Origin of the sequence: Litorivita pollutaquae (genome assembly GCF_003205515.1) — a bacterium.
GTDB classification, from domain to species: domain Bacteria; phylum Pseudomonadota; class Alphaproteobacteria; order Rhodobacterales; family Rhodobacteraceae; genus Litorivita; species Litorivita pollutaquae.
In genome coordinates, this window is the sequence record NZ_KZ826490.1 from 17,988 (window position 1) to 37,331 (window position 19,344).

Below are 19,344 nucleotides of genomic sequence, written 5' to 3' on the forward strand. Positions count from 1 at the left end.
TGGCGCTGGTCAACATTACAAACTGATACAATTCTCGCCGTGAAATCAGGATGTTGAGCACGTGTAACCTATATCATCGCTATCGCGCGACAAGCAGTGCAGGTGGAGAATACTATGTACCGATTAGGAATACTTGCAGCGTTGTTCGCTACACCGGCCTTGGCCGACCCGGATGGCTATGGCCACATGTCCGGCTGGGAATATGGAATGGGCATGATGTTCGGTCCGATCCTCTGGATCATCGTCTTGGGTCTGGTGGTCGCAGGTATCATTTGGTTCGTTCGCAGCTCTGGCGTTGGAGACCAAAAACCGGGAAATTCTGATGCCATAAGCGCACTCGACCTGCGTTTCGCCAAGGGTGAGATCGACGCAGACGACTATGCCGCCAGGAAAAAGCTGCTGACCGAAACATAGCCACGCACGGCGAGATACGGAGAGGGAAGACCTCGTCTCTCTCTCGAACAGGCTGAGTCCCACATCCAACTAAATGGAAGTAGCACAAGTGACCGGTAAACAACTTGGCATGCTCGCCGCAGGTGGATCCGCTGTCCTCCTGCTGGCCGCATTTGTTTTTCAGGCGCTTGGCCATGCACCTTGCGCGATGTGCATCTGGCAAAGATATCCGCATGGCGCGGCAATTGCTGCCGGCGCGCTCCTGGCCGTCGGATTGTTACCCGTAGGTCTCATGGTCATCGGCGCTGCAGCCGCGGCTACCACATCCGCCATTGGCGTTTTTCACACGGGTGTCGAACGAGACTGGTGGCAGGGTCCAACATCTTGCACGGGGTCGGGGCTGGATCTGTCGAACCTTTCCGGATCGGACCTCCTTCCGTCAGCATCATCAGGTCCATCAACTCTGGTGATGTGTGACGAGGTCGCATGGGAATTTCTCACTCTGTCAATGGCCAGTTGGAACGCCTTGTGGAGCGCTGCTCTCGTCGGGCTATGGCTCCTCGCATTCGCTCGAGAATGGCAACATCGCCAGGCTCAGAGTACATATTCGGCCACCTAGCCTTGCAAGTATGCGATAGTTTCGGCGACGACCGTCAGTAACGCTACCGAAAGCCCAAAGCTCAGGATTGCAATAATGGTCACGGCAAAATTCCGTGGGCCAAGTCTGACGTATGGCCGTAGGACCTGGGACTGTTTGATTGTTGTGATGTACAGCGGCAGCGCACTCACCATCGTGGCGTAGAGATAAACACCCGAGATGTTTTCAAAGAATGCAGAGCGCGCAAGCGTCGGCGCGACAACGCTCAAAGCCGTTTTGCGACTACCACCAAACGACCCGAACCAATCCGCTGACAGGACATAGATCAAGGCGTGCAGCGCGAGAAACAGGAAGACCCGAATGCCTATATCCACCAAGACAAACATGCTTGGATCGCGGTGACGTCCCGTTCGCTGTTGCGCAACGGCAAATAGAAAGAAGCTCACATAGTTGATGACAAAGACGACCAGCAGACCGTTGGTTGCAACCTGTCTGAGAAACCGTCCAAGCGCTGGACCCCCTCCAAGCAACGCTGAACCAAAACCCGGGGCGAGGAAGACATAAAGAAAGAGAACTGGAATCAGTGCTGCGAGGCTGAACAGCAGGACGTTTCTCACGAAACGAACACCTGGCATATCCGTGAAAAAAAATCGTTCCATGTGGCTAGGCTGACATAGCGATCACAGCAAGTCGACCTGCATGCATCTGGCTTTCAGAAGGGTCAGTTATCACTCGTGACCGGCAGGGTTCGTGTGGTCCACCGGAAATGTCTGCATGGCGCGCTTCGAGATGCTGCCGACGTTACACAAGCGCGTGTGAAACAGACTTTCTTCTTGAATTACCAGTACATGTAGAATGTACCATCGGTTGATCCGAGCGCGCCGCAGGCTCGCCAATTGACAAAGAAAACCGGGACTGGACCAAATGCTTACGAGACGACATTTCATCGCGACCGGCACAGCGCTGTTTTCGACGCCGATCGCACCTCCCGTGCTCGCGAGCACTTGGCCGACAGCGTCGCAAAAAGCGGCCTGGGATGCACAGGTGACACCGGCGAATTTCGATCTCGAGACCTCGAACCCCTGGGGTCTGCAACCGCGTTTCTTGCCGCGGCGGGTTGAAGCGCGAGCTGGTCTGACGCCCGGAGACATCCATGTCGATGCGGTGGCACGGTATCTCTATCATATCGAAGAGGGCGGGACAGCGATGCGCTATGGCGTGGCGATCGCCCGCGGCAATCTTTACGAGCCGGGGACCTATACGATCCGACGCAAGGTCGAGTGGCCGCATTGGACGCCAACCAAGTCCATGATCGAGCGCAATCCGGAATACGCCCAGTTCGAAGACGGGCAGGAGCCGGGTCCAACGAACCCCCTAGGCTCGCGTGCACTGTATCTGTTTGTCGGCCAGCGCGACACGTACTTGCGGATCCACGGATCACCGCAATCGAGGTCGATTGGCGGGCGGGCCAGCTCTGGATGTGTTCGAATGGTCATGGCGCACATCAACGAACTCTATCCCAAGGTCGCAGTTGGCTCGACGGCCCACCTCTACTCTGCCGAAGATAGTGTCACCGCCCGCAGCTAGGTTGCCGGCTTGACGCAGATCGGATTGCCGCCAGCCGTCCTGAGCGGCAATGGCGTTGTTTCAACCGGACCCGCATGCATGTACCAGTAGCAGTTGTCCTCGGGCCGAAAGTACGCGGTCGCGAGGTCCTGGTTTGGTGCTGCCAGTTCTACGATATTTTCCGGTAACTGCGGGCGTGACGACGCGCCTTTTGAATTCGAGAAAGACTCCGAGCAAGCCCCCAAAGCCAAACCGGTTGCGAGGAAAATCGTGCTTCTTATGTACATAAATCGAAGATCCGTCTGGCTGGTCTGACATCGGTTGCATTGTGTCACAGGTTTCCGAACCATAAGAAATAGTCTTCCCTGCGTCAAATCGCTATCGCTCAGAAAAGATAGGCCCAGCGAGTAAGGCTTCTGTCGAGAACCAAAGTATAGCAGTGCGTACGAAACCTTTCCAAGTGGGGCAGATCACGTTAATCCGAAGTGTATCAGAATGTAACGCACCCAAGTCATTGACCGACTAGGATTTTACCTTCATCGTTGTGACAATGAACGGTTTCTTTGGGATATCTCAAGTGCTTGCTGCAGCTTTAAACCTACTGGCAGTGGTCTCTTTGGTTCTGGCATCATCCGGTGCGGGCCACGCTGAAAGCCATTCCCTTGGGCACGCACAGACAGAGACGATTGTTGGACATGGCGCAAGCGCCGCTGACGAAGTACCAGACCACTCTTCTATCGCTTCATTTGCCGCGTGTAATACTGATAAAACGACCTCGGCTGGACAGCAAACGTCAGATAATTGTTGCAGCGGATTCTGCATGTCTGTTGCGTTGCATCAATCGCACAATGCCGCGTCACATTTTGCGTCCGTCGAAAGCTACGTGCATCATGTCGAACGCGAGACGTCGGTAAATGCACTTGCTTTAGAACGCCCCCCTCGACACCTGATCTGATCCTTAAGCTTTGAGTTTTGTCATGCGGTTCTAGTGCCGTCGTGTCACACGTCTCTTACAAATCAGGTACCATCCATGAAATTCTATATCTTTCCGGGGGCCGCTGCCCTCGCGCTCGGCGCGTGCAGTGTTGACCCCACACCCTTGCCTAGTGTGGCCGATCAACAGGCAGTTTCAAACGCCTCCGTGTCATCACCAATTCAATATCAGAACCCCTTGGCCGGCTACACCTATCGTGCGCCGACCGGCCCACGTGATTGGCGATCTGTCAACGAAGAACAAACGGAGGGTAACTGATGCGTGTTTCAAGACTATCTCTAATTATCGGGTTTCCACTGTTCTTGGGCGCCTGCGCGACGGCTGTTCCGGGTATCTACACCGAGCCAAAGGCCGGGTTCGCAAATGTGTCGAGCCAAACGACGGCAGCGATTGGCAAACGTACCGCCTTTGCAGAAACGCAAGCTGAGAACGAAGCCTTGAAAAAGCAAGTTCGAGCATTGGTCTACCGCAAAACCTTATCCGCAGACACAGCGGTTCAGGTTGCTCTGCTGAACAATAAAGGTCTGCAAGCCGCGTATGCCAACGTCGGGCTTTCGGCTGCTGAGGCATGGCAACAGTCCACGCCCCAGAATCCAATTGTTTCAATTGGGCTCGTTGGGATTGGAGCACCCGAACTGGGGCTCTATCGGAGTATAGAAGGTCTGATCCGAACAAATATTCTGGACGCGACGACTCGAAAGCAACGAATGGCAATCGCTGAAACTGCATTCCAGCAGGCCCAGCTGACAGCAGTGAACGATACGCTTTCCTTGGCCGCTGAAACGCGTGCTGCCTGGATTGATACCGTGTCCGCTTTCGAGACAGTCAGTTATCTGAGGCAAGCAAAGGCGACTTCCGATGCTGGCTCTGAATTGGCCCTGCGCTTGGGAGAGACAGGGGCTCTGAACAAGGCAGGCCAGGCGCGGGAACAGGCGTTCAACGCTGAACTCGCAGGGCAGTTGGCTCAGGCTCGCCTCAGTGCAGCGCGTTCGAAAGAGAACCTTGCGAGACTTATGGGGTTGTGGGGATCAGACGTTGAGTTCTTTGTTCCTGACGCTTTGCCCCCGCTTCCAGGATCGATTGGCCGTGTCACAAACATCGAAGCCAAGGCTTTGGCGAACCGGGTAGATCTGCGCGTCGCCCAGTTGGGTTTGGAGGCCCAAGCGCGCGCTTTCGGCCTTACAGACAAGACCAGAATCGTCAGCGATCTTGAACTTGTCGTTGGCATTGAGTCGGAACGGGAACGTGAGGACGGTCAAACCGAAACCGAAACGCTGCCGCAGCTTGAGTTGGAATTTGCAATCCCAATTTACGATACGGGCAAAGCGCGCATGCGAAAAGCGGAGCTGATGTATTTGCAATCGGCGAATGTATTGGCGGAAAAGGCCGTCAATGTGCGCTCTGAAGCACGCAGCGCAGAGACTTCCTACCACGCATCCTACCAAATCGCACGCCATTACCGCGATGTTCTTGTTCCACTTCGAACAACCGTCGAAGAGGAGGGTTTGCTGTCCTACAACGGCATGATCACCAACACTTTCGAGTTGCTTACTGACGTGCGCGAAAAACTAGGCGCGTCACTGGAAGCAGCAAATGCAAAGCGTGAATTCTATTTGGCCCAAGCTGACCTGACCGCTGCCATCTACGGCGGTGGTGAAGGCAGTGCTGGCGCTGGTGGAGAAGGCGCATCACTTGCTGCCGGTGGCGGCGCAGGACACTGAAAGGAACTGACATGTTAAACAGACGTCAATTACTCGGAGCCGGTGCCGCTGGTGCCACACTGGTTTCTTCGCAAGCATGGGGTCAGACCCTGAACATGGGCTTGCCTGAGGCTGCTCAAATGGACAGCGCCGCTACAGCGGTCACGCCCAGGCCGTCGTCAGGTGTGGATTACAATCCTGTCGTCACACTGAATGGCTGGACCTTGCCGCACCGTATGAACAACGGGGTGAAAGAATTTCATCTTGTAGCCGAGCCGGTCGAGCGAGAGATGGCCGACGGAATGATCGCACACCTGTGGGGTTACAACGGGCAATCTACTGGCCCTACTATTGAAGCGGTCGAAGGTGACCGTATCCGTATCTATGTTACCAACAAGCTTCCCGAAGCGACTTCAGTCCATTGGCACGGCTTGATCCTGCCGTCAGGTATGGACGGTGTTGTCGGGCTCAGCCATCCGGGCATCAAACCTGGCAAGACATTTGTCTATGAGTTCGATCTCATCAAATCGGGCACCTTCATGTATCACCCGCATGCGGATGAGATGACCCAAATGGCTATGGGCATGATGGGCATGTTCGTGGTCCATCCCAAGGACCCGACTTTCATGCCCGTCGATCGGGATTTCCTGATCATGCTAAACGCTTTCGACATCGATCCTGGGACCTATGTACCGCGCATCATGACGATGACCGATTTCAATTTGTGGACTTGGAACAGCCGGATTTTTCCGGATATCGACCCGCTGGTCGTGAACCGGGGCGACAAGGTGCGTGTCCGGGTGGGCAACCTGACGATGACCAATCACCCCATTCACATGCACGGGTACGACTTCAAGGTGACGTGCACGGATGGCGGTTGGGTTCCTGAATCGGCTCAATGGCCTGAAGTCAGCATCGATATTCCGGTAGGTGCGATGCGCGCCTACGAATTCGTCGCCGATCATCTAGGAGATTGGGCGATCCATTGCCACAAATCACACCATACGATGAACGCCATGGGTCACGACGTGCCGACGTTCATTGGCGTGAATAAGAAACCACTCACCCAGAAGATCCGCGAATTCCAACCCGAATACATGCCGATGGGAACTGCTGGGATGGGGGACATGGGCAAGATGACCATGGAATTGCCAGACAATACCATTCCAATGATGAACGGCTGGGGTCCGCATGGCCCGCTCGAGATGGGTGGCATGTTCTCGGTCGTGAAGGTGCGCGAAGGTATCGGCGCGGACGATTACTCCGATCCCGGCTGGTACGAAAACCCTCCTGGCGAGCAAGCCTATGAATGGACAGGCGAGTTGCCAGAGTTCGCCTCCAACAACAGCCCCAAGACTATTCTGACACCTAAACCAACCTCGAAGGGCTGATCGGTACTTTGAAAATCAACCAAACTATAAACTCTAATCATACAGGATAACCCAATGAAAAACCTTCTTCTGACCACCGCATTCTCTCTTGCTCTTGCCACGCCGGTTTTCGCTGCCGGCACCCATGGCGGAGGCCATGGGGAAGCGAAAGCAGAGAGTCATGCCGCGGATCACGCGGCCATGATGCTCGTGGGCCAGCCCGGCAAAGCCGAGGGTGTCGACCGCACTCTCGAAGTCAGCATGCGTGAAACAGACGACGGCACCATGATCTTCGAACCTTCCACGTTTGAAATCCAGCCAGGTGAAACCATACGCTTCAAGGTCAGGAACGATGGCGAACTGGAGCATGAGTTCGTCATAGATACGATCGAGCAAAACGTCGTGCACAAGGCACAGATGGCGCAAATGGACATGGAGCATGACGACCCGAACTCCATCCGTCTGGATCCTGGTGCTGACGGTGAGGTGATCTGGACATTTGCTAACGAAGGCACGTTCGAGTTCGCCTGCCTGATCCCTGGCCACTACGAATCCGGAATGCATGGGCCGATAAACGTGGGCATGAAAATGGCACAGGCGAACATGGAGTACACAAAAGGGACGGTCAAGAAAGTTGATGCCAAGGGCGGCAAGGTCACGATCAATCACGGGCCGCTGCTCAACCTTGATATGCCTGCCATGACAATGGTGTTCCGGGCCGACGAAGCCTTGATCGCCAGAATGTCCGAAGGTCAGGACATCGAGTTTGTCGCGGAGCCGGTAAAAGGCAAATTGACCGTCACTCAGCTTAAGTAACCACCTAAGGGGGCGATGCCTTAGATCGCCTCCTTTCATCCCGCCTTTGCAATGAAGGGGCTGTGCATGCCGTAACCCTTTTGGATAATTAATTTACATAAACTTCATTATGCGTATTTATACTTAGTGTTGCGATAGTATATTATCGTATGTAGGATGAACCCTGTCACAGAGGTTCCTCAGCATGCATCAACTATTCAAGAAGCTCCTCCCCTCGGTCGCAGTCGCTTTGACTGTGACGATTTCGTCGCTACCGATGCCCGCCCGCGCGCAGACATACCCGATTGATTGCGCGATCCTCCTGTGCCTGTCTGGCGGCTGGCCTGCTTCCGTGCCATGCACCAGAGCCCGAGCCGAATTCATCCGACGCATTACGCCTTGGCCGGTGGAACCTCCGCTTCAAATCTGGCGCTGTCCCTTGGGCGCCACCTATGAGAGCGATCGGCCATTAGACAACGCTGGCCGCATCTTTGAAGCCTTGTACCAGACGGACAGCCGTCGACCGCATCAATCCTTGCCAGTCGACGATCTCGCTCCCGCCGACCAGACCCTCCAGCTCGTTCAAGATCGCGCGGACATCGATATCAGCGGACCTGAGTTCAACTTCGCGCGGTCCATCCGCGTCTTTGATGTCCGATATGCGCGACAACACGAATCCGGACGTGACGGCGATTGCAACCGTAGCGCTACCGTAGTCCTCGGCACTTACGGGACCCAAGGCGATTTCTCATGGCAACGATCTTCCATAACTGCCCTGCCCGAAGCCCATGCGGGACTTGAACGATGGGGCCAGAATTGCCCTAGTATCTATCATCGGTCCGTCTTCGTCGATTGGCGTGATTACGAGGGCAACTACGGCTTTGAACAGGTGAACTACTAACCAAAAAATGCTGCGGTTCCAGTGGATTGAGGGGAGTGCTCAAACATTTGCGCAGAGTTGCCGTTTATCTGGGCAGCGCGCCATTCCACTGTGGAGAAAACGCAATTTCGCGGCGCTCGCGCCGATGTCCGATTCTACGGCTTTGCGATCTTTGCGTTTCATTGCACATGATTTGCAGATTGTTACTGGTTAAAGCCTGACTAAATACGACTGGTTGAAAGAACCCGGCCAGACCTCTGGGATCTGACCGGATTGGCGATACGACGCGGAGATTCCGCTGCCGCAACTTGGGGAACTGCTACGGCTTATAGGCTGCGTCCTGCTGCCACCCGGTGAAGCCGGTCTGCATGACCACGACGTTCGATCGTCCCGCCACCCGCAGCGCAAACGCCGCTTGAGATGAAAGGCTGCCGGTGTTGCAGAACAGGATAGTCATACGGTCCTCGGGAATCTCGTCAATCCGGTCGAGCACCTCGCGCCACTCGATGTTGACAGCGCCAGGGATCGTGCCCTCCTCGAACTGGCCCGCGTCGCGGGTATCGACGAAGAGCGCTGTCTCGAAGACGGTCTGGTCGAGTTGCTGGGGCAGGATGATGCCGCCCTCGTATTCGGAGAACATCATGTATTCCTGCATGGCATCGATGGCCTCGTCCTGCGCCAGTGCAGGCGCAGTGTGCACGCCAAATGCGACGGTCGTCGCCAAAAGTAGTTGTTTCAGGGTCATCCGGGTGTTCCTCCGTTTCGGATTTCTGTTTTCTTGGCCGGCCTCAAAACACCAGCGCTTTGTCGGCAGCTAGCGTCGCCTGGGCGAGGTCGTCCATGTTCGATCGGGTCTGCCCCTCCATCATGTCGTCATCGACGCGGTAGAGCACGTCCATGCGGGTGCTGTACATAAGCAAGCGCCCTTCGGCGGACAGGATCCGAAGGAGCATAGGCTCGAGGTGTAGTGGCCATCGGGTGGTTTTCTGCCCTGCCTTGGCGCAGAGCACCGCATCGGCAACTAGGAATACGGCTATTTCGGCCTCCGGGTCTTTCTTGGCCAGTGTGTGAGCCATGCGCTGGCCATCGAAGCAGCACTCGGTCACATAAGGTGTGTCGTTTGGAAGGATCAGGTTGTTTCACTCGCCTCGCTTTTTTCCAGTAAGACTCGGGTCCAGCGCACCACCTCTGGCGGGGCCGCGCAGAGGCTGGACCAGCATCCGGTCGAGCCAGAGATCGCGGCGCGTGCGGAACTGTTCGATGCCGATCTCCATCCCCTCATGTCCCTTGGCGGGCTGGGCGATGTAGGTGCCAAGCAGCCGGTCCCACCACGGCAGGTTGAAGCCGTAGTTCGAGTTGGTCTCGCGCGGATCGATCGAATGGTGGACGCGGTGCATGTCGGGGGTGACGACGATGAGGCGCAGCACGCGGTCCACCGGGCGCGGCAGGTCGATATTGGCGTGGTTGAAAAGCGCGGTGGCGTTGAGGATGACTTCGAACAGCAACACCGCGACGGCGGGCGGTCCGAGCGCCGCGACCACCGCCAGCTTGATCCCCATCGAGATCAGGATTTCCACCGGGTGAAACCGCAGCCCCGTCGTCGCGTCGAAGTCGAGATCGGCGTGGTGCATGCGGTGCAGGCGCCACAGGCCCGGCACCGCGTGGAACATCACGTGCTGGAGGTAGATCGCCAGATCGAGGACCAGCATGGAGACGACGATGGCAAGCCAGGAAGGCACGTCGATGTTGTTGAAGAGGCCCCAGCCGCGGTCCTCGGCCATGACCGCGAGCCCGACCGCGATGATCGGGAAGCTCAGTCGCAGAATCGCGGTGTCGAGTACCACGAGCGCAAGGTTGTTCGTCCAGCGGATCACGCGCGGGATCTCCCGCCGGCGGCGCGGCGCTGCCACCTCCCACAGCGCCATCGCCACCAGGACGCCAAGAAAGGCGACAAGGCGGATAGTCGGTTCGGCGGCAAGGATGGTCTCTGACATGGGTCTTGGACTTCGGGCTTGTGGGGCGCGATGGAATCGCTATCATTCAAGTCATCGCTTGAATGATCTACCGTCTGGAGACGTCCAGTGTCAATCTGCCCGAAGCTGGCTCTGCTCGAAGAATACGCGCTCGTCGCACGCGCCTTGTCGGCTCCGGCGCGGCTGTCGCTCCTTGAACAGCTCGCGCAAGGGGAGCGTGGCGTGGAGGCGCTGGCGGTAAAGACGGGCCTGACCATCGCCAATTGTTCGCAGCATCTGCAGCAGCTCCGCCGCGCGGGCCTCGTCACCAGCCGTCGTGACGGCAAGGCGGTGATCTACCGGCTGACTGACGCGAAAACGCTGGAGCTGATGGACCTTCTGCGCATCGTCGCGGAGCGGAACCTCGCGCAGGTCGAGCGCATCTTGCAGGGGCTTTCGGGTGGCGCGGACGCCCCCGAACCCGTCAGCCGCGCGGATCTTGCCGCACGGCTCGCGGAAGGCTCCGTCACCGTGCTCGATGTCCGGCCCGCCGACGAATACGCCGCGGGGCACATTCCCGGCGCGCTGAACGCGACCCTGGCGCAACTGGAGCAGATACTCCCGACGCTCGCGCCGGACGCCGAAATCGTCGCCTATTGCCGCGGCCCCTACTGCGTCTACGCCCATCAGGCCGTCGCCGCCCTGCGCCGCCATGGCCTCAACGCGCGACGACTGGAAGGCGGTCTGCCGGAATGGCGCGAGGATGGAAGGCCCGTGCTCATCGACGCGGGCTGAGTGTTTGTGTGCTCAGGCAAGCGAGCGCCTGATGGGCGCATACACTCGACGCAAGGCGCCTTTGAAGATCGCAAGATCATCCGTGTCCAAGTTGACCAGTTCGAGACCACCCGCGAGGATGGCTTGATGGTACCACTGTGGTCTTAGAAGTCTGGCAAGCTGCAAAATGACGGCGCAGCCAGTGTTGGTGCGCACTGGATGAATGCGGACATTCATCACCAGCGCATGATCAGTCACAATGGGCTTGTTTGAGAACTTCGCTGCGTGCGACCCCAAAGTCTGATATGATCGGCGGACTCTTTCCATCAATATGAGCTGGCGGCTAGCTGAGAAGCCTATCCGTCTTCACCTCTTCCGATCCGCTTCAAATCATCGAAGTCGATTTCCTGCTTCTGTTCCGCAGTGAGATCCGGCCGGGTTTCCGACACCGGCTGGGGCCCGTGGACGTCCCACATCACCGCATGCCCGCCTGTACTCCAGCGATAAACCCAACCAACAATGTTGCACCCATCGGTCCCGATCAGATTGGCGATCGCGACGCCCTCACCTTTATCATCGTTCACTGTTTACTGACTTCCTGCACTGAGGCTCTGATTTTGCAGCGTGACGAGCCGCGGTGCTCGCCTGCACCGCATGCCGCGCTTGGGGGATGTTGGCTAACCGCTCTTTCTTGAGGAGCTCACTTCACTTGGGGACGCACAAAGCGGAGCGTCCCAAAATTACATTGCTTTCAAATCTTGTGGTCGGGCTCCGTGGCGGCTTCGACGATCGACAGGACTTCATTTTTGTCAAAGCCAATGACTCTCGCCAGAACTGTAAATTCCACGACGTCGATACGACGCTCCCCGCTTTCGAGACGTGCCACAAACGACTGGTGGCGTTTGAGCTTCGCCGCCAACTGCTGCTGGCTGAGACCCGCATTCTGACGCGCATCAACCAACGCACGGACGAGCGCCAACTGGCCATTTGTTCTGATTGTTTTCGCCACGCGTCACATACCTTTTGTGACGTCGCTAGCGGATGAAATCTGTTATCTAAAAAGTAGATATTTGAGGGTGTTATCGGCGTCTGGTTTCCAAGGGGTGCAAGTCTGGTGCGTGCCCAGTGGCCCATCAATCCCCCACCAGTTCGAGAAACCGACCGTAGTCCTGACTGACTTCACGGGCTTCTTCGAAGGCGCGCGCACGCTCCTGCTCGAGGCAGCGAAAGTAGTCCTGAATGTCCGCGATGTAGACCTCGAAGTCCCGACGGATGATGTCGGCATAATCTCGGGCGGCCTGCGAATCGCTTGGAACGAAAGGCCGGACCGGGGCGAGACAGGACCCGGCCTGGCTTGCGACCGGAACGAGCAAAAGCAGTGCTACAGACTGCATGCACACCCATCGGCTCAACCGCAGGTTTCTGAAACCCCTATTTTCCTTGATAGACGCCAATGGCCGTGCCTAGAGTTTGAGTAACCGAGATACAGCCGTATCTGCCGCATTATATCTTGCGGTTAATAATATACTATCGTAACTCTGGGCTTCAAGTGGGAATGCCCGGGCGTTGCGCGTTTGAAGAAAGCGTGAGCCGGGCCATGAACTGGGACATCGAAGCACCAAATGTGGTTACGGAAGCACGTTTCCGCGAACTCGTGGAAAGTGGCTATAGCGCTGAAATCCTGTGCCAGGAGTCGGCACACAAGAAGGGCCCGAGTTATTACGGGGTCTGGATCATGCGTGTCGTGTCAGACGAGGGCGTGGAAAAGCTGCTGGTCACGGCCCGCACCCGGACGACCTATAACGACATCAAGATCCGCGAGTTCAAGACCATTACGGGCGTGGTCTCCTTCCTCATCGGGATCGGCTTCTCTCATGCCGATGTTCCGCTCGAAGAAGGCCAGCGGACGACACACAAGCTGGCTGCGACCGACAAGGGCGGCAGCAAGTAGCCTTCTCCTTGTCTGGTATCTCGCGGGTCCAGCCACTGCCCAAATGGTGCTGGTCATGGAGAGCGATGGCTCTCTGACCCCGTCTCGCTCCCAGGACAGCTTTGCCCGCAACTACAATGACGGCATCGGCCAGGGATCCGCTGCTGATGAGCTGGCGATCCTCGGAGAGACTGAGCTTGGGCCAGACGAAATCCAGATTGCAGCCCTCTCGCGGCCTGCGCCCCTGCCCCGCGCCGATGTTCTCACTGCCATCGAGGCCACCGCGCTTCGCTACGCCGGGCATCCCGGGCTGCGCCGCACGGATCTCTCGGTTCGCGATTGGCTGACCCTCTTCCGCGCCAATATCGAGGTCGAGAGCGCCTACCGGCAGGACGCTGTCTCAAGCGCAGGCGCCATTGGCCTTGGTCAATTGATGCCCGCGACGGCGCGGGACCTCGGCGTCGACCCGCGTGATCCGCTGCAGAACCTCGACGGGTCCGCACGCTACCTCGCGATGATGCTCGAGACGTTCGGCGATCCGCGCCTTGCCCTCGCGGCCTACAACGCCGGACCAGATGCGGTCCGCCAGTACGGCGGCATTCCCCCCTACAGAGAAACCCAGAACCACGTGGCCCGCGTCATGGCCGTCGTGGCCCGATTGGAAGGATCAAATTCATGAGACAGATTTCAAACCTATTCGTCGCCTCGTTGGCGCTCTTTCTGCTCGTCGCAGAGCCGGCGCTTGCTCAAAGCATCGATCTCTCCCCGATCCAGAGCCTGTTGCAGGGCATTGTGGATGCGCTGACCGGCCCGCTTGGTGTCGTCATCGCAACGCTCGCCGTTCTGGGCGTTTTCTTGAGCTGGTTCTTCAACATCATCGATCTGCGGCAGGCGCTTTGGGTGCTTGTCGGCATTGCTGGTGTCGCTGCCGCCCCCACCATCGTTGCCGCGGTTTTTGCCGGTGGCTGAGCGCGCGCCCCTCTTTCTGGGTCTCGTGCGCCCGCCCAAGCTGCTGGGCCTGCCCATCATGTACGCCATGGTCTGGCTCTTCGGCTCGGTGCTCTTGTTCGTCTGGGTCCAGCATATCGCGGTGCTGGCTGTCGCGGCACTACTCTACCCGGTGCTTTGGAAGGCCGCGGATTGGGACCCGCGCTTCATCGACGTGATGATGACAGCGCTGCAGGAAAGCCCGCCGACGCGGAATCGCAGCATTCACGGTGGGGACAGCTATGCGCCCTAACAATGCCTTGGACGAAGCGCTCGATCTCCGCACGATGACGCCGAACTGGTATGCCCGCGAAACCCGCCTCGCGCACATGCTGCCGTACGTCAGCCTGGTCGATGACCGTACCGTGCGGACCCGGGTCAACGAGCTTTTCCAGTGCATCCGGCTCGACGGGGTCAACAGCTACACCACGGATGATGCCTATCTCGACAAGGTGACCGCGCTCTTTGCCCGGATCATCGCGCAATTAGGGCCGGAGTTCAGCTATTACGTCCATAAGGTCTCGAAGGCGATCACGCCGGACCTCGAGCCGCTGCGCGAGGACAATTTTGCTGGAGAAGTTGACCGGCTCTGGCGCTCCAAACTCGAGACCAGCGGCCTGCGAGACAAAACCTTGACCCTCACGGTCATTCACCGCCCGCCTCCAAAAAGCGTCCTGCCATTCCTGAACCGCAGCGCGCCGGATCGCCTCAAGGAAGCGACCGAGAAACGCCTTCGCCGATTGGGCGAGGCCGTGAGTGTGTTCGTGTCGGGCCTGACGGAGCTGAATCCGCGCGTGCTAACAGCAAAAAGCGGCGAGTTGATCGGCTTTCTGGGCGCGCTCAATACCGGCCAGGAATTGCCGCTCTATCCGGCGAACACCTTTGGCTTCCTCTCCTTCAACGTCGCCAACACCCGGGTGACGTTTCAAGGCGATCACTTCGAGCTCTCCGAAGGAGTCGTGGGGCATCGCTACGGCAAGAGTTTTACCATCGGGGAATACTCGGAAGGCACCTCCTGCACCATGTTCGACATGCTGAACCTGCCGGTCGACATGATCGTCACCCATTCCTTCACGCCGATCAATTCGAACCTCATGGCGGGCCGCATCAAGCGGCAAAAGCGTCAGATGCAGGCCAGCCAAGATGCGGCGCTCTCGCTGATGGAAGCACTCGACATCGCCGCCGATGATCTCGAGGCCAAGCGCCAGAGCTTTGGCGAGCACCACATGATCGTGACGATCTTCTGCGATACGCTCGATGAGCTGCAGACGCTTAGCGCCGAAATTGTCAACGCCGCCGCCGCCGAAGGCGTGAAGATGATCGGCGAGCGCGTCGCGGCCAAAGCGCATTACCTCAGCCAGCATCCTGGCAACCAGCCCAAGCGCGTGCGCGCCAGTGCCATCACCAATCGCAACTTCGCGGATTTCGGGGCCTTCCACCGGACCCAACTCGGCAAACCCGCCACGAAAACCCCCTGGGGCCGGGTCATCACCTATCTGCCGACCCCCGAACAGAGCGCCTACCGGTTTTCCTATCACGAGCAAGGCTCGCCCGACAAAGAACCCACCAGTGGGCATACGCTCATCATGGGGCGGCCCGGCTCGGGCAAATCGGTGCTCTCGGCCTTCCTCATGACGCAAGCCCGCAGGGCGGGGGCGCGGATCTTCGTCTTCGATTACCGTCTCGGTATGGAGATGGCGGTCCGCGCCAATGGCGGGCGCTACGCGTCTTTGAACGCAGGCCAGCCCACGGGGCTCAACCCGCTCTGGACCGAGACCGATGCGCGGGGCACCGCCTGGCTCTCGGATTGGCTCACATCCCTGCTCTACCGCGCCGACAAGCCCCTGACGCCCGCACAGACCAACCGCATCCAGGAAGTCGTGCGCCAGAATGCCCAGGCCACCAACCCGGCCCTGCGGAACTGGCGGGATTTCGCATCGCTTTTTGTGTCTACGGATGACGGCGGCGATCTGCACCAGCGCCTGCTCGAGTGGTCTGAGGACGGCCGCTACGGCTGGATCTTCGGGCAGAGCCTCGAGGACACGTTCTCGCTCAAGGGCGATGTCGTGGGCTTCGATCTGACCGGCATTCTCGACAGCGAGGCCGACAAGGAACGGATGGCGGTCCTGTCCTATCTCTTCCGCCGGGTCGAGCGCGAGATCGAGGACCGCCGCCCCACCATCATCGTGATCGACGAGGCCTGGAAGGCGCTCGACAACGCGTATTTCGCCGAGCGGCTGTCGAACTGGCTGGTGACCGCGCGCAAGCAGAACACCGTCGCGGTGATGATGACGCAATACGCCAGTCAGCTCGAGCGCACGCGGACCGGCAAGACTATCGTCGAGGCGGTGCCGACGCAGATCCTGCTTCCGAACATCCGCGCCCATGCGGCCGACTACGCGATGCTGAACCTCTATGAGAAGGAACTCGATGTGCTTCTCAACACCGGCAGCGACAGCCGCCTTGCTCTCATCCGCGACGACCAGGGATCCATCGTCGTCGATGCCGATCTGAGCGCCCTCGGGCCCAATCTCACCATCCTCGGCGGCATGGAAAAAGGCGAGGCGCTGGTCGGCGCCGATTACCGCGACCGCCCAGACTTTTGGAGGCTTTCATGATTCGTACTCTGTTTCTTCTCACCGCGCTCGGCGCTTTGGCCTCCTGCGCCCAGTACCAGGAACCGCAGGCGAACTGCTTCACATTCCTCGCGTCCACGGCACCTGTCGCGCCTGATTGCACCTTTACGCCTCTAGATGCGCCGGAGGGCGACATTGAAGTCTAAACTGCCCCATATCCTCGTGCTTTGCCTGCTGCCCGGCATCGCCCTTTCCCAAGGCGTGCCGACCAATGACAGCGGGCTGACCGCGCGTGACATCGTCGAGACTGGCGATCGCGAGGCTGACTTGGCCGTTCAGGCGGACAAGCTTGCCGTGCGCGAACTCATTGCCGAGATCGAACGGGAGCAGCTGGAAACCCTGCAACGCATCCTCGATGCCCAGACCAGCTTCGGCGGTCAGGGCCTGACCGCGATGATTTCAGGGCTGGAAAACGGAAGCGGCGATCCAGCCCGTTCCGTCGAAACGGTCTACGGCAATGCCGAGATCGACCCCAATCCCGGCGGCGCACAGATGTTCGGGGATGCCGCCGAAAACATTGAACAACTCATCATCCGCGTCGCCCAGGAAACCAGCGGCTTTGCCGGCGTTGGCCGCGCGGGCCTCTCCCCGGTTCAATGGCGCGCACTCCTACAGGCGCTCATCTGGCAGGAAAGCCGGTTTACCATCGGCGCGCGCTCGCCGGTCGGCGCCTTTGGCCTCACCCAGATTATGCCCGGTACGGCCAGCGATCTCGGCATCAACCCGGATTACTATGACAGCCCCTACCTGCAGGTGCATGGCGGCGCGCGCTATCTCGCCACCCAACTCAACACCTTCGATGGCAACATCATCAACGCCCTCGCGGCCTACAACGCCGGACCCGGTCGCGTGTTCGAATATGGCGGTGTCCCGCCCTTTGCCGAGACCCAGCACTACGTCCAGGTCATCCCCGAACGCTACAATCTCTATCTGAGCCGCATCGGTGGGATCGAAGCGCTCGGCACGATCGATCCGGCGCTTCTAGCCAATGCGAACCTCTCAATCACCGGGCACGGCGCGGCTTTCTATGGCAACAATTCCCCTGCGGCGATTAGGCAGGCCGCCTTGCGTATTGCGGACATCGTCGAGCGGATTTCCGAGACGGAAGACATGCAGGAAAGCGTCGCGCTCAACACCTATGCCCGCGCCGAACTCGTGCGTCTCGTCGCCGCGCGTATTCGTCTTCAAGCGGCGCGGACCCGCGTGCTTTCGGCCGAGGAATTGGCACAGGCCAGCGCCCGCATGGCCGAGGGCGCCTTCATGGAATTCACGATCAGGGAGATAGACTGATGAGAGACTTACTCGTGAGGACGGCCTTGGCCACGACGCTTGGGATCGGTTTGTATGTCGGCACCCTGTCCCCTGCCCTGTCACAGGGCGTACCCGTCGTCGACACCCAGAATATCGCGCAAAACATCCAGCAGCTCCGGCAGATGATCGAAGACGAGATCCTGCAAAACGAGCAGCTGACGCAGCTCCGCGAACAGCTCGGCCTTCTCACGGACCAACTCGCGGAGCTGCAAAGAACCTACGAAGCCCTGACCCGCCTTGCTGAACTGCCGGAAATCATCCGCACGGAAATGGAAGACGAGTTGAACGGCCTGCTCGACCAAGAGTTCGGAGACATCCTCGCCACGATTGAGGCCATCAAGACGGGGGATTTCTCCGGTCTGTCCGGTTCCGGTGCGGGCGAGATTGAAACCCAGATGGACCGGGTGCTGGCCGATCTCGGCTTTGACGACGACACCCTCTCGGAAATGGCCACCAGCGGAAATCCCGGGGCCAATCGTGTGGCGACGCAAGCGACGACCGGCGCGCTCGTCTCGGCCGCTGCCCAGAACAGTTATGAAGACGCAGGCCAATCGCTGGAACGCGTCGACAGGCTGGTCGGTCTCATCGACGACATGGACGAACTCAAGGAAAGCATCGACCTCAACACGCGGGTGACGGCGGAACTGGCGATCGCGCTCGTGGCCATGTGGCAGCTTGAGGCCGTGCAAACCGTGGGGGACGGCACAGGCGGCGTGATCGATGCCGCCACCATCGCCGAGGAGCAGCGGTTTATGGACTTCACGCTGCCCGAGTTGCGGGCAGACTGATCAAGGGTTGTGACAGGTGGCGAGTGAACAAGAAATCATCGAAGAAGAGCTGGTCTATGGTGCGCTGCGCCGCGAACGGCTCTGGCAGCGCCTTGGGCTCATCGGGCTCATCTTCGGCATTCTCGGATGCCTGAGCGCGGCGACTGTCGCAATTCTCGATGTCGATCCGCCGCCTGTGGTCGTGCCCTATGATCCCGCCACCGGCTTTGCACTCCCCGAAGCCTCGGTCGGCGCCTCCTCGGTGACCGCCAACCAGGCGATCATCGAGGCGGAGGTGTTCCGCTATGTGACCGACCGGGAGGTCTATAACCAGCTCGACAACGATCTGCGCATCCGCAACGTCCTGCGCCGCTCGGACGGAGCTGCCGAGAGCGGGCTGCGCCAGATCTGGAACAGCGCCAATGAGAACTACCCGCCGACGGTCTATGGCCCCAATGCGCGGCTCGACGTGGAGATCCTCAGCATCAACCGGATCGGAACCAACCGCGCGACGGTCCGCCTGCGCAAGCGCCTGAACTCCATCAATGGCGTCCAAACCGGGCTTTTCACCGCCACGCTTCTCTTCGAGTTCCGCCCCGAGACCCGCCGCTCCATCGATGAGGTCTGGACCAACCCCTTCGGCTTCACGGTCCTCGAATATTCCATCCGCTCCGACAGATTGGAGAATTGA

25 protein-coding genes are annotated in these 19,344 nt (G+C 58.8%); 17 read left to right on the forward strand and 8 right to left on the reverse strand.

Annotation, left to right across the window (positions count from 1 at the left end):
* Nucleotides 1-114: 114 nt before the first annotated feature.
* On the forward strand, nt 115-414 hold the full coding sequence (locus DI396_RS14095) for an SHOCT domain-containing protein (RefSeq protein ID WP_110796945.1): 300 nt from the start codon (nt 115-117) through the stop codon (nt 412-414).
* 109 nt (nt 415-523) lie between these two features.
* Nucleotides 524-1,012, forward strand: a complete 489-nt coding sequence (locus DI396_RS14100) for a disulfide bond formation protein B (RefSeq protein ID WP_110796863.1) — start codon at nt 524-526, stop codon at nt 1,010-1,012.
* Here the strand turns inward: DI396_RS14100 and DI396_RS14105 are convergent.
* Entirely contained in the window at nt 1,009-1,650 is a 642-nt protein-coding gene (locus DI396_RS14105; protein ID WP_110796865.1) for a hypothetical protein, read from the reverse strand. The genes DI396_RS14100 and DI396_RS14105 overlap by 4 nt on opposite strands.
* 265 nt (nt 1,651-1,915) lie before the next feature.
* Here DI396_RS14105 and DI396_RS14110 point away from each other — a divergent pair, with 265 nt between their 5' ends.
* Complete coding sequence (locus DI396_RS14110) at nt 1,916-2,578, forward strand: L,D-transpeptidase (RefSeq protein WP_110796866.1); 663 nt, start codon at nt 1,916-1,918, stop codon at nt 2,576-2,578.
* On the opposite strand, the gene DI396_RS16790 is transcribed toward DI396_RS14110, so the two are convergent.
* Nucleotides 2,575-2,844 (reverse strand): hypothetical protein, encoded by a 270-nt coding sequence (locus tag DI396_RS16790; RefSeq protein WP_110796946.1) that lies wholly within the window; start codon nt 2,842-2,844, stop codon nt 2,575-2,577. The genes DI396_RS14110 and DI396_RS16790 overlap by 4 nt on opposite strands.
* Nucleotides 2,845-3,808: 964 nt before the next feature.
* Here DI396_RS16790 and DI396_RS14125 point away from each other — a divergent pair.
* The 4 genes from DI396_RS14125 (at nt 3,809) to DI396_RS16795 (ending at nt 8,317) form a co-directional block, all read left to right on the forward strand.
* Nucleotides 3,809-5,272 (forward strand): TolC family protein, encoded by a 1,464-nt coding sequence (locus tag DI396_RS14125; protein ID WP_110796870.1) that lies wholly within the window; start codon nt 3,809-3,811, stop codon nt 5,270-5,272.
* Between the two features lie 11 nt (nt 5,273-5,283).
* Nucleotides 5,284-6,642 carry a multicopper oxidase family protein gene (locus tag DI396_RS14130; protein WP_110796871.1) on the forward strand — a complete coding sequence of 453 codons (1,359 nt, stop codon included), beginning with the start codon at nt 5,284-5,286 and terminating at the stop codon, nt 6,640-6,642.
* Nucleotides 6,643-6,696: 54 nt separating this feature from the next.
* Complete coding sequence (locus DI396_RS14135; protein ID WP_110796873.1) at nt 6,697-7,437, forward strand: copper-binding protein; 741 nt, start codon at nt 6,697-6,699, stop codon at nt 7,435-7,437.
* A 184-nt stretch (nt 7,438-7,621) separates the two neighbouring features.
* A complete protein-coding gene (locus DI396_RS16795) occupies nt 7,622-8,317 on the forward strand; it encodes a hypothetical protein (protein WP_235851888.1) in 696 nt (231 codons plus the stop codon).
* Nucleotides 8,318-8,615: 298 nt separating this feature from the next.
* Here the strand turns inward: DI396_RS16795 and DI396_RS14145 are convergent, their stop codons facing one another.
* The 3 genes from DI396_RS14145 to DI396_RS14155 are packed head-to-tail and all read right to left on the reverse strand — an operon-like array spanning nt 8,616 to nt 10,290.
* On the reverse strand, nt 8,616-9,041 hold the full coding sequence (locus tag DI396_RS14145) for a rhodanese-like domain-containing protein (RefSeq protein WP_110796875.1): 426 nt from the start codon (nt 9,039-9,041) through the stop codon (nt 8,616-8,618).
* 43 nt (nt 9,042-9,084) lie between these two features.
* Nucleotides 9,085-9,429, reverse strand: coding sequence for a DsrE family protein (locus DI396_RS14150; RefSeq protein ID WP_328588352.1), 345 nt, complete (start codon nt 9,427-9,429; stop codon nt 9,085-9,087).
* A gap of 6 nt (nt 9,430-9,435) precedes the next feature.
* The gene (locus DI396_RS14155; protein WP_110796879.1) at nt 9,436-10,290 is read right to left on the reverse strand and encodes a sterol desaturase family protein; all 855 of its coding nucleotides are present in this window, start codon (nt 10,288-10,290) and stop codon (nt 9,436-9,438) included.
* 87 nt (nt 10,291-10,377) lie between these two features.
* Here DI396_RS14155 and DI396_RS14160 point away from each other — a divergent pair, with 87 nt between their 5' ends.
* The gene (locus DI396_RS14160) at nt 10,378-11,043 is read left to right on the forward strand and encodes an ArsR/SmtB family transcription factor (RefSeq protein WP_110796881.1); all 666 of its coding nucleotides are present in this window, start codon (nt 10,378-10,380) and stop codon (nt 11,041-11,043) included.
* Between the two features lie 335 nt (nt 11,044-11,378).
* Here the strand turns inward: DI396_RS14160 and DI396_RS14170 are convergent, their stop codons facing one another.
* From DI396_RS14170 to DI396_RS14180, 3 genes are all read right to left on the reverse strand, one after another.
* Nucleotides 11,379-11,606, reverse strand: a complete 228-nt coding sequence (locus DI396_RS14170) for a hypothetical protein (protein ID WP_110796883.1) — start codon at nt 11,604-11,606, stop codon at nt 11,379-11,381.
* 167 nt (nt 11,607-11,773) lie between these two features.
* Nucleotides 11,774-12,031 (reverse strand): helix-turn-helix domain-containing protein, encoded by a 258-nt coding sequence (locus DI396_RS14175; protein ID WP_068241761.1) that lies wholly within the window; start codon nt 12,029-12,031, stop codon nt 11,774-11,776.
* A 124-nt stretch (nt 12,032-12,155) separates the two neighbouring features.
* Nucleotides 12,156-12,416, reverse strand: a complete 261-nt coding sequence (locus tag DI396_RS14180; RefSeq protein ID WP_110796884.1) for a hypothetical protein — start codon at nt 12,414-12,416, stop codon at nt 12,156-12,158.
* Between the two features lie 203 nt (nt 12,417-12,619).
* Between DI396_RS14180 and DI396_RS14185 the strand changes: the two genes are divergently transcribed.
* From DI396_RS14185 to DI396_RS14220, 9 genes are read left to right on the forward strand one after another with little or no spacing between them, the layout of a single operon-like run.
* A complete protein-coding gene (locus DI396_RS14185; RefSeq protein ID WP_012187165.1) occupies nt 12,620-12,973 on the forward strand; it encodes a hypothetical protein in 354 nt (117 codons plus the stop codon).
* 43 nt (nt 12,974-13,016) lie between these two features.
* Nucleotides 13,017-13,631 carry a lytic transglycosylase domain-containing protein gene (locus DI396_RS14190; RefSeq protein ID WP_110796886.1) on the forward strand — a complete coding sequence of 205 codons (615 nt, stop codon included), beginning with the start codon at nt 13,017-13,019 and terminating at the stop codon, nt 13,629-13,631.
* The gene (locus DI396_RS14195) at nt 13,628-13,921 is read left to right on the forward strand and encodes a TrbC/VirB2 family protein (protein WP_050532492.1); all 294 of its coding nucleotides are present in this window, start codon (nt 13,628-13,630) and stop codon (nt 13,919-13,921) included. Before DI396_RS14190 ends, DI396_RS14195 begins: the two co-directional genes overlap by 4 nt.
* Nucleotides 13,914-14,192, forward strand: coding sequence for a VirB3 family type IV secretion system protein (locus tag DI396_RS14200; protein WP_110796887.1), 279 nt, complete (start codon nt 13,914-13,916; stop codon nt 14,190-14,192). Before DI396_RS14195 ends, DI396_RS14200 begins: the two co-directional genes overlap by 8 nt.
* Nucleotides 14,182-16,557 (forward strand): VirB4 family type IV secretion/conjugal transfer ATPase, encoded by a 2,376-nt coding sequence (locus DI396_RS14205; RefSeq protein WP_110796889.1) that lies wholly within the window; start codon nt 14,182-14,184, stop codon nt 16,555-16,557. The genes DI396_RS14200 and DI396_RS14205 overlap by 11 nt, the downstream gene beginning before the upstream one ends.
* The gene (locus tag DI396_RS16640; protein WP_162841715.1) at nt 16,554-16,721 is read left to right on the forward strand and encodes a hypothetical protein; all 168 of its coding nucleotides are present in this window, start codon (nt 16,554-16,556) and stop codon (nt 16,719-16,721) included. The genes DI396_RS14205 and DI396_RS16640 overlap by 4 nt, the downstream gene beginning before the upstream one ends.
* Before the next feature lie 55 nt (nt 16,722-16,776).
* Entirely contained in the window at nt 16,777-17,865 is a 1,089-nt protein-coding gene (locus tag DI396_RS14210) for a lytic transglycosylase domain-containing protein (RefSeq protein WP_110796950.1), read from the forward strand.
* Nucleotides 17,865-18,674 (forward strand): type IV secretion system protein, encoded by an 810-nt coding sequence (locus DI396_RS14215; protein WP_110796891.1) that lies wholly within the window; start codon nt 17,865-17,867, stop codon nt 18,672-18,674. The genes DI396_RS14210 and DI396_RS14215 overlap by 1 nt, the downstream gene beginning before the upstream one ends.
* Before the next feature lie 16 nt (nt 18,675-18,690).
* Nucleotides 18,691-19,344 (forward strand): VirB8 family type IV secretion system protein, encoded by a 654-nt coding sequence (locus DI396_RS14220; protein ID WP_110796893.1) that lies wholly within the window; start codon nt 18,691-18,693, stop codon nt 19,342-19,344.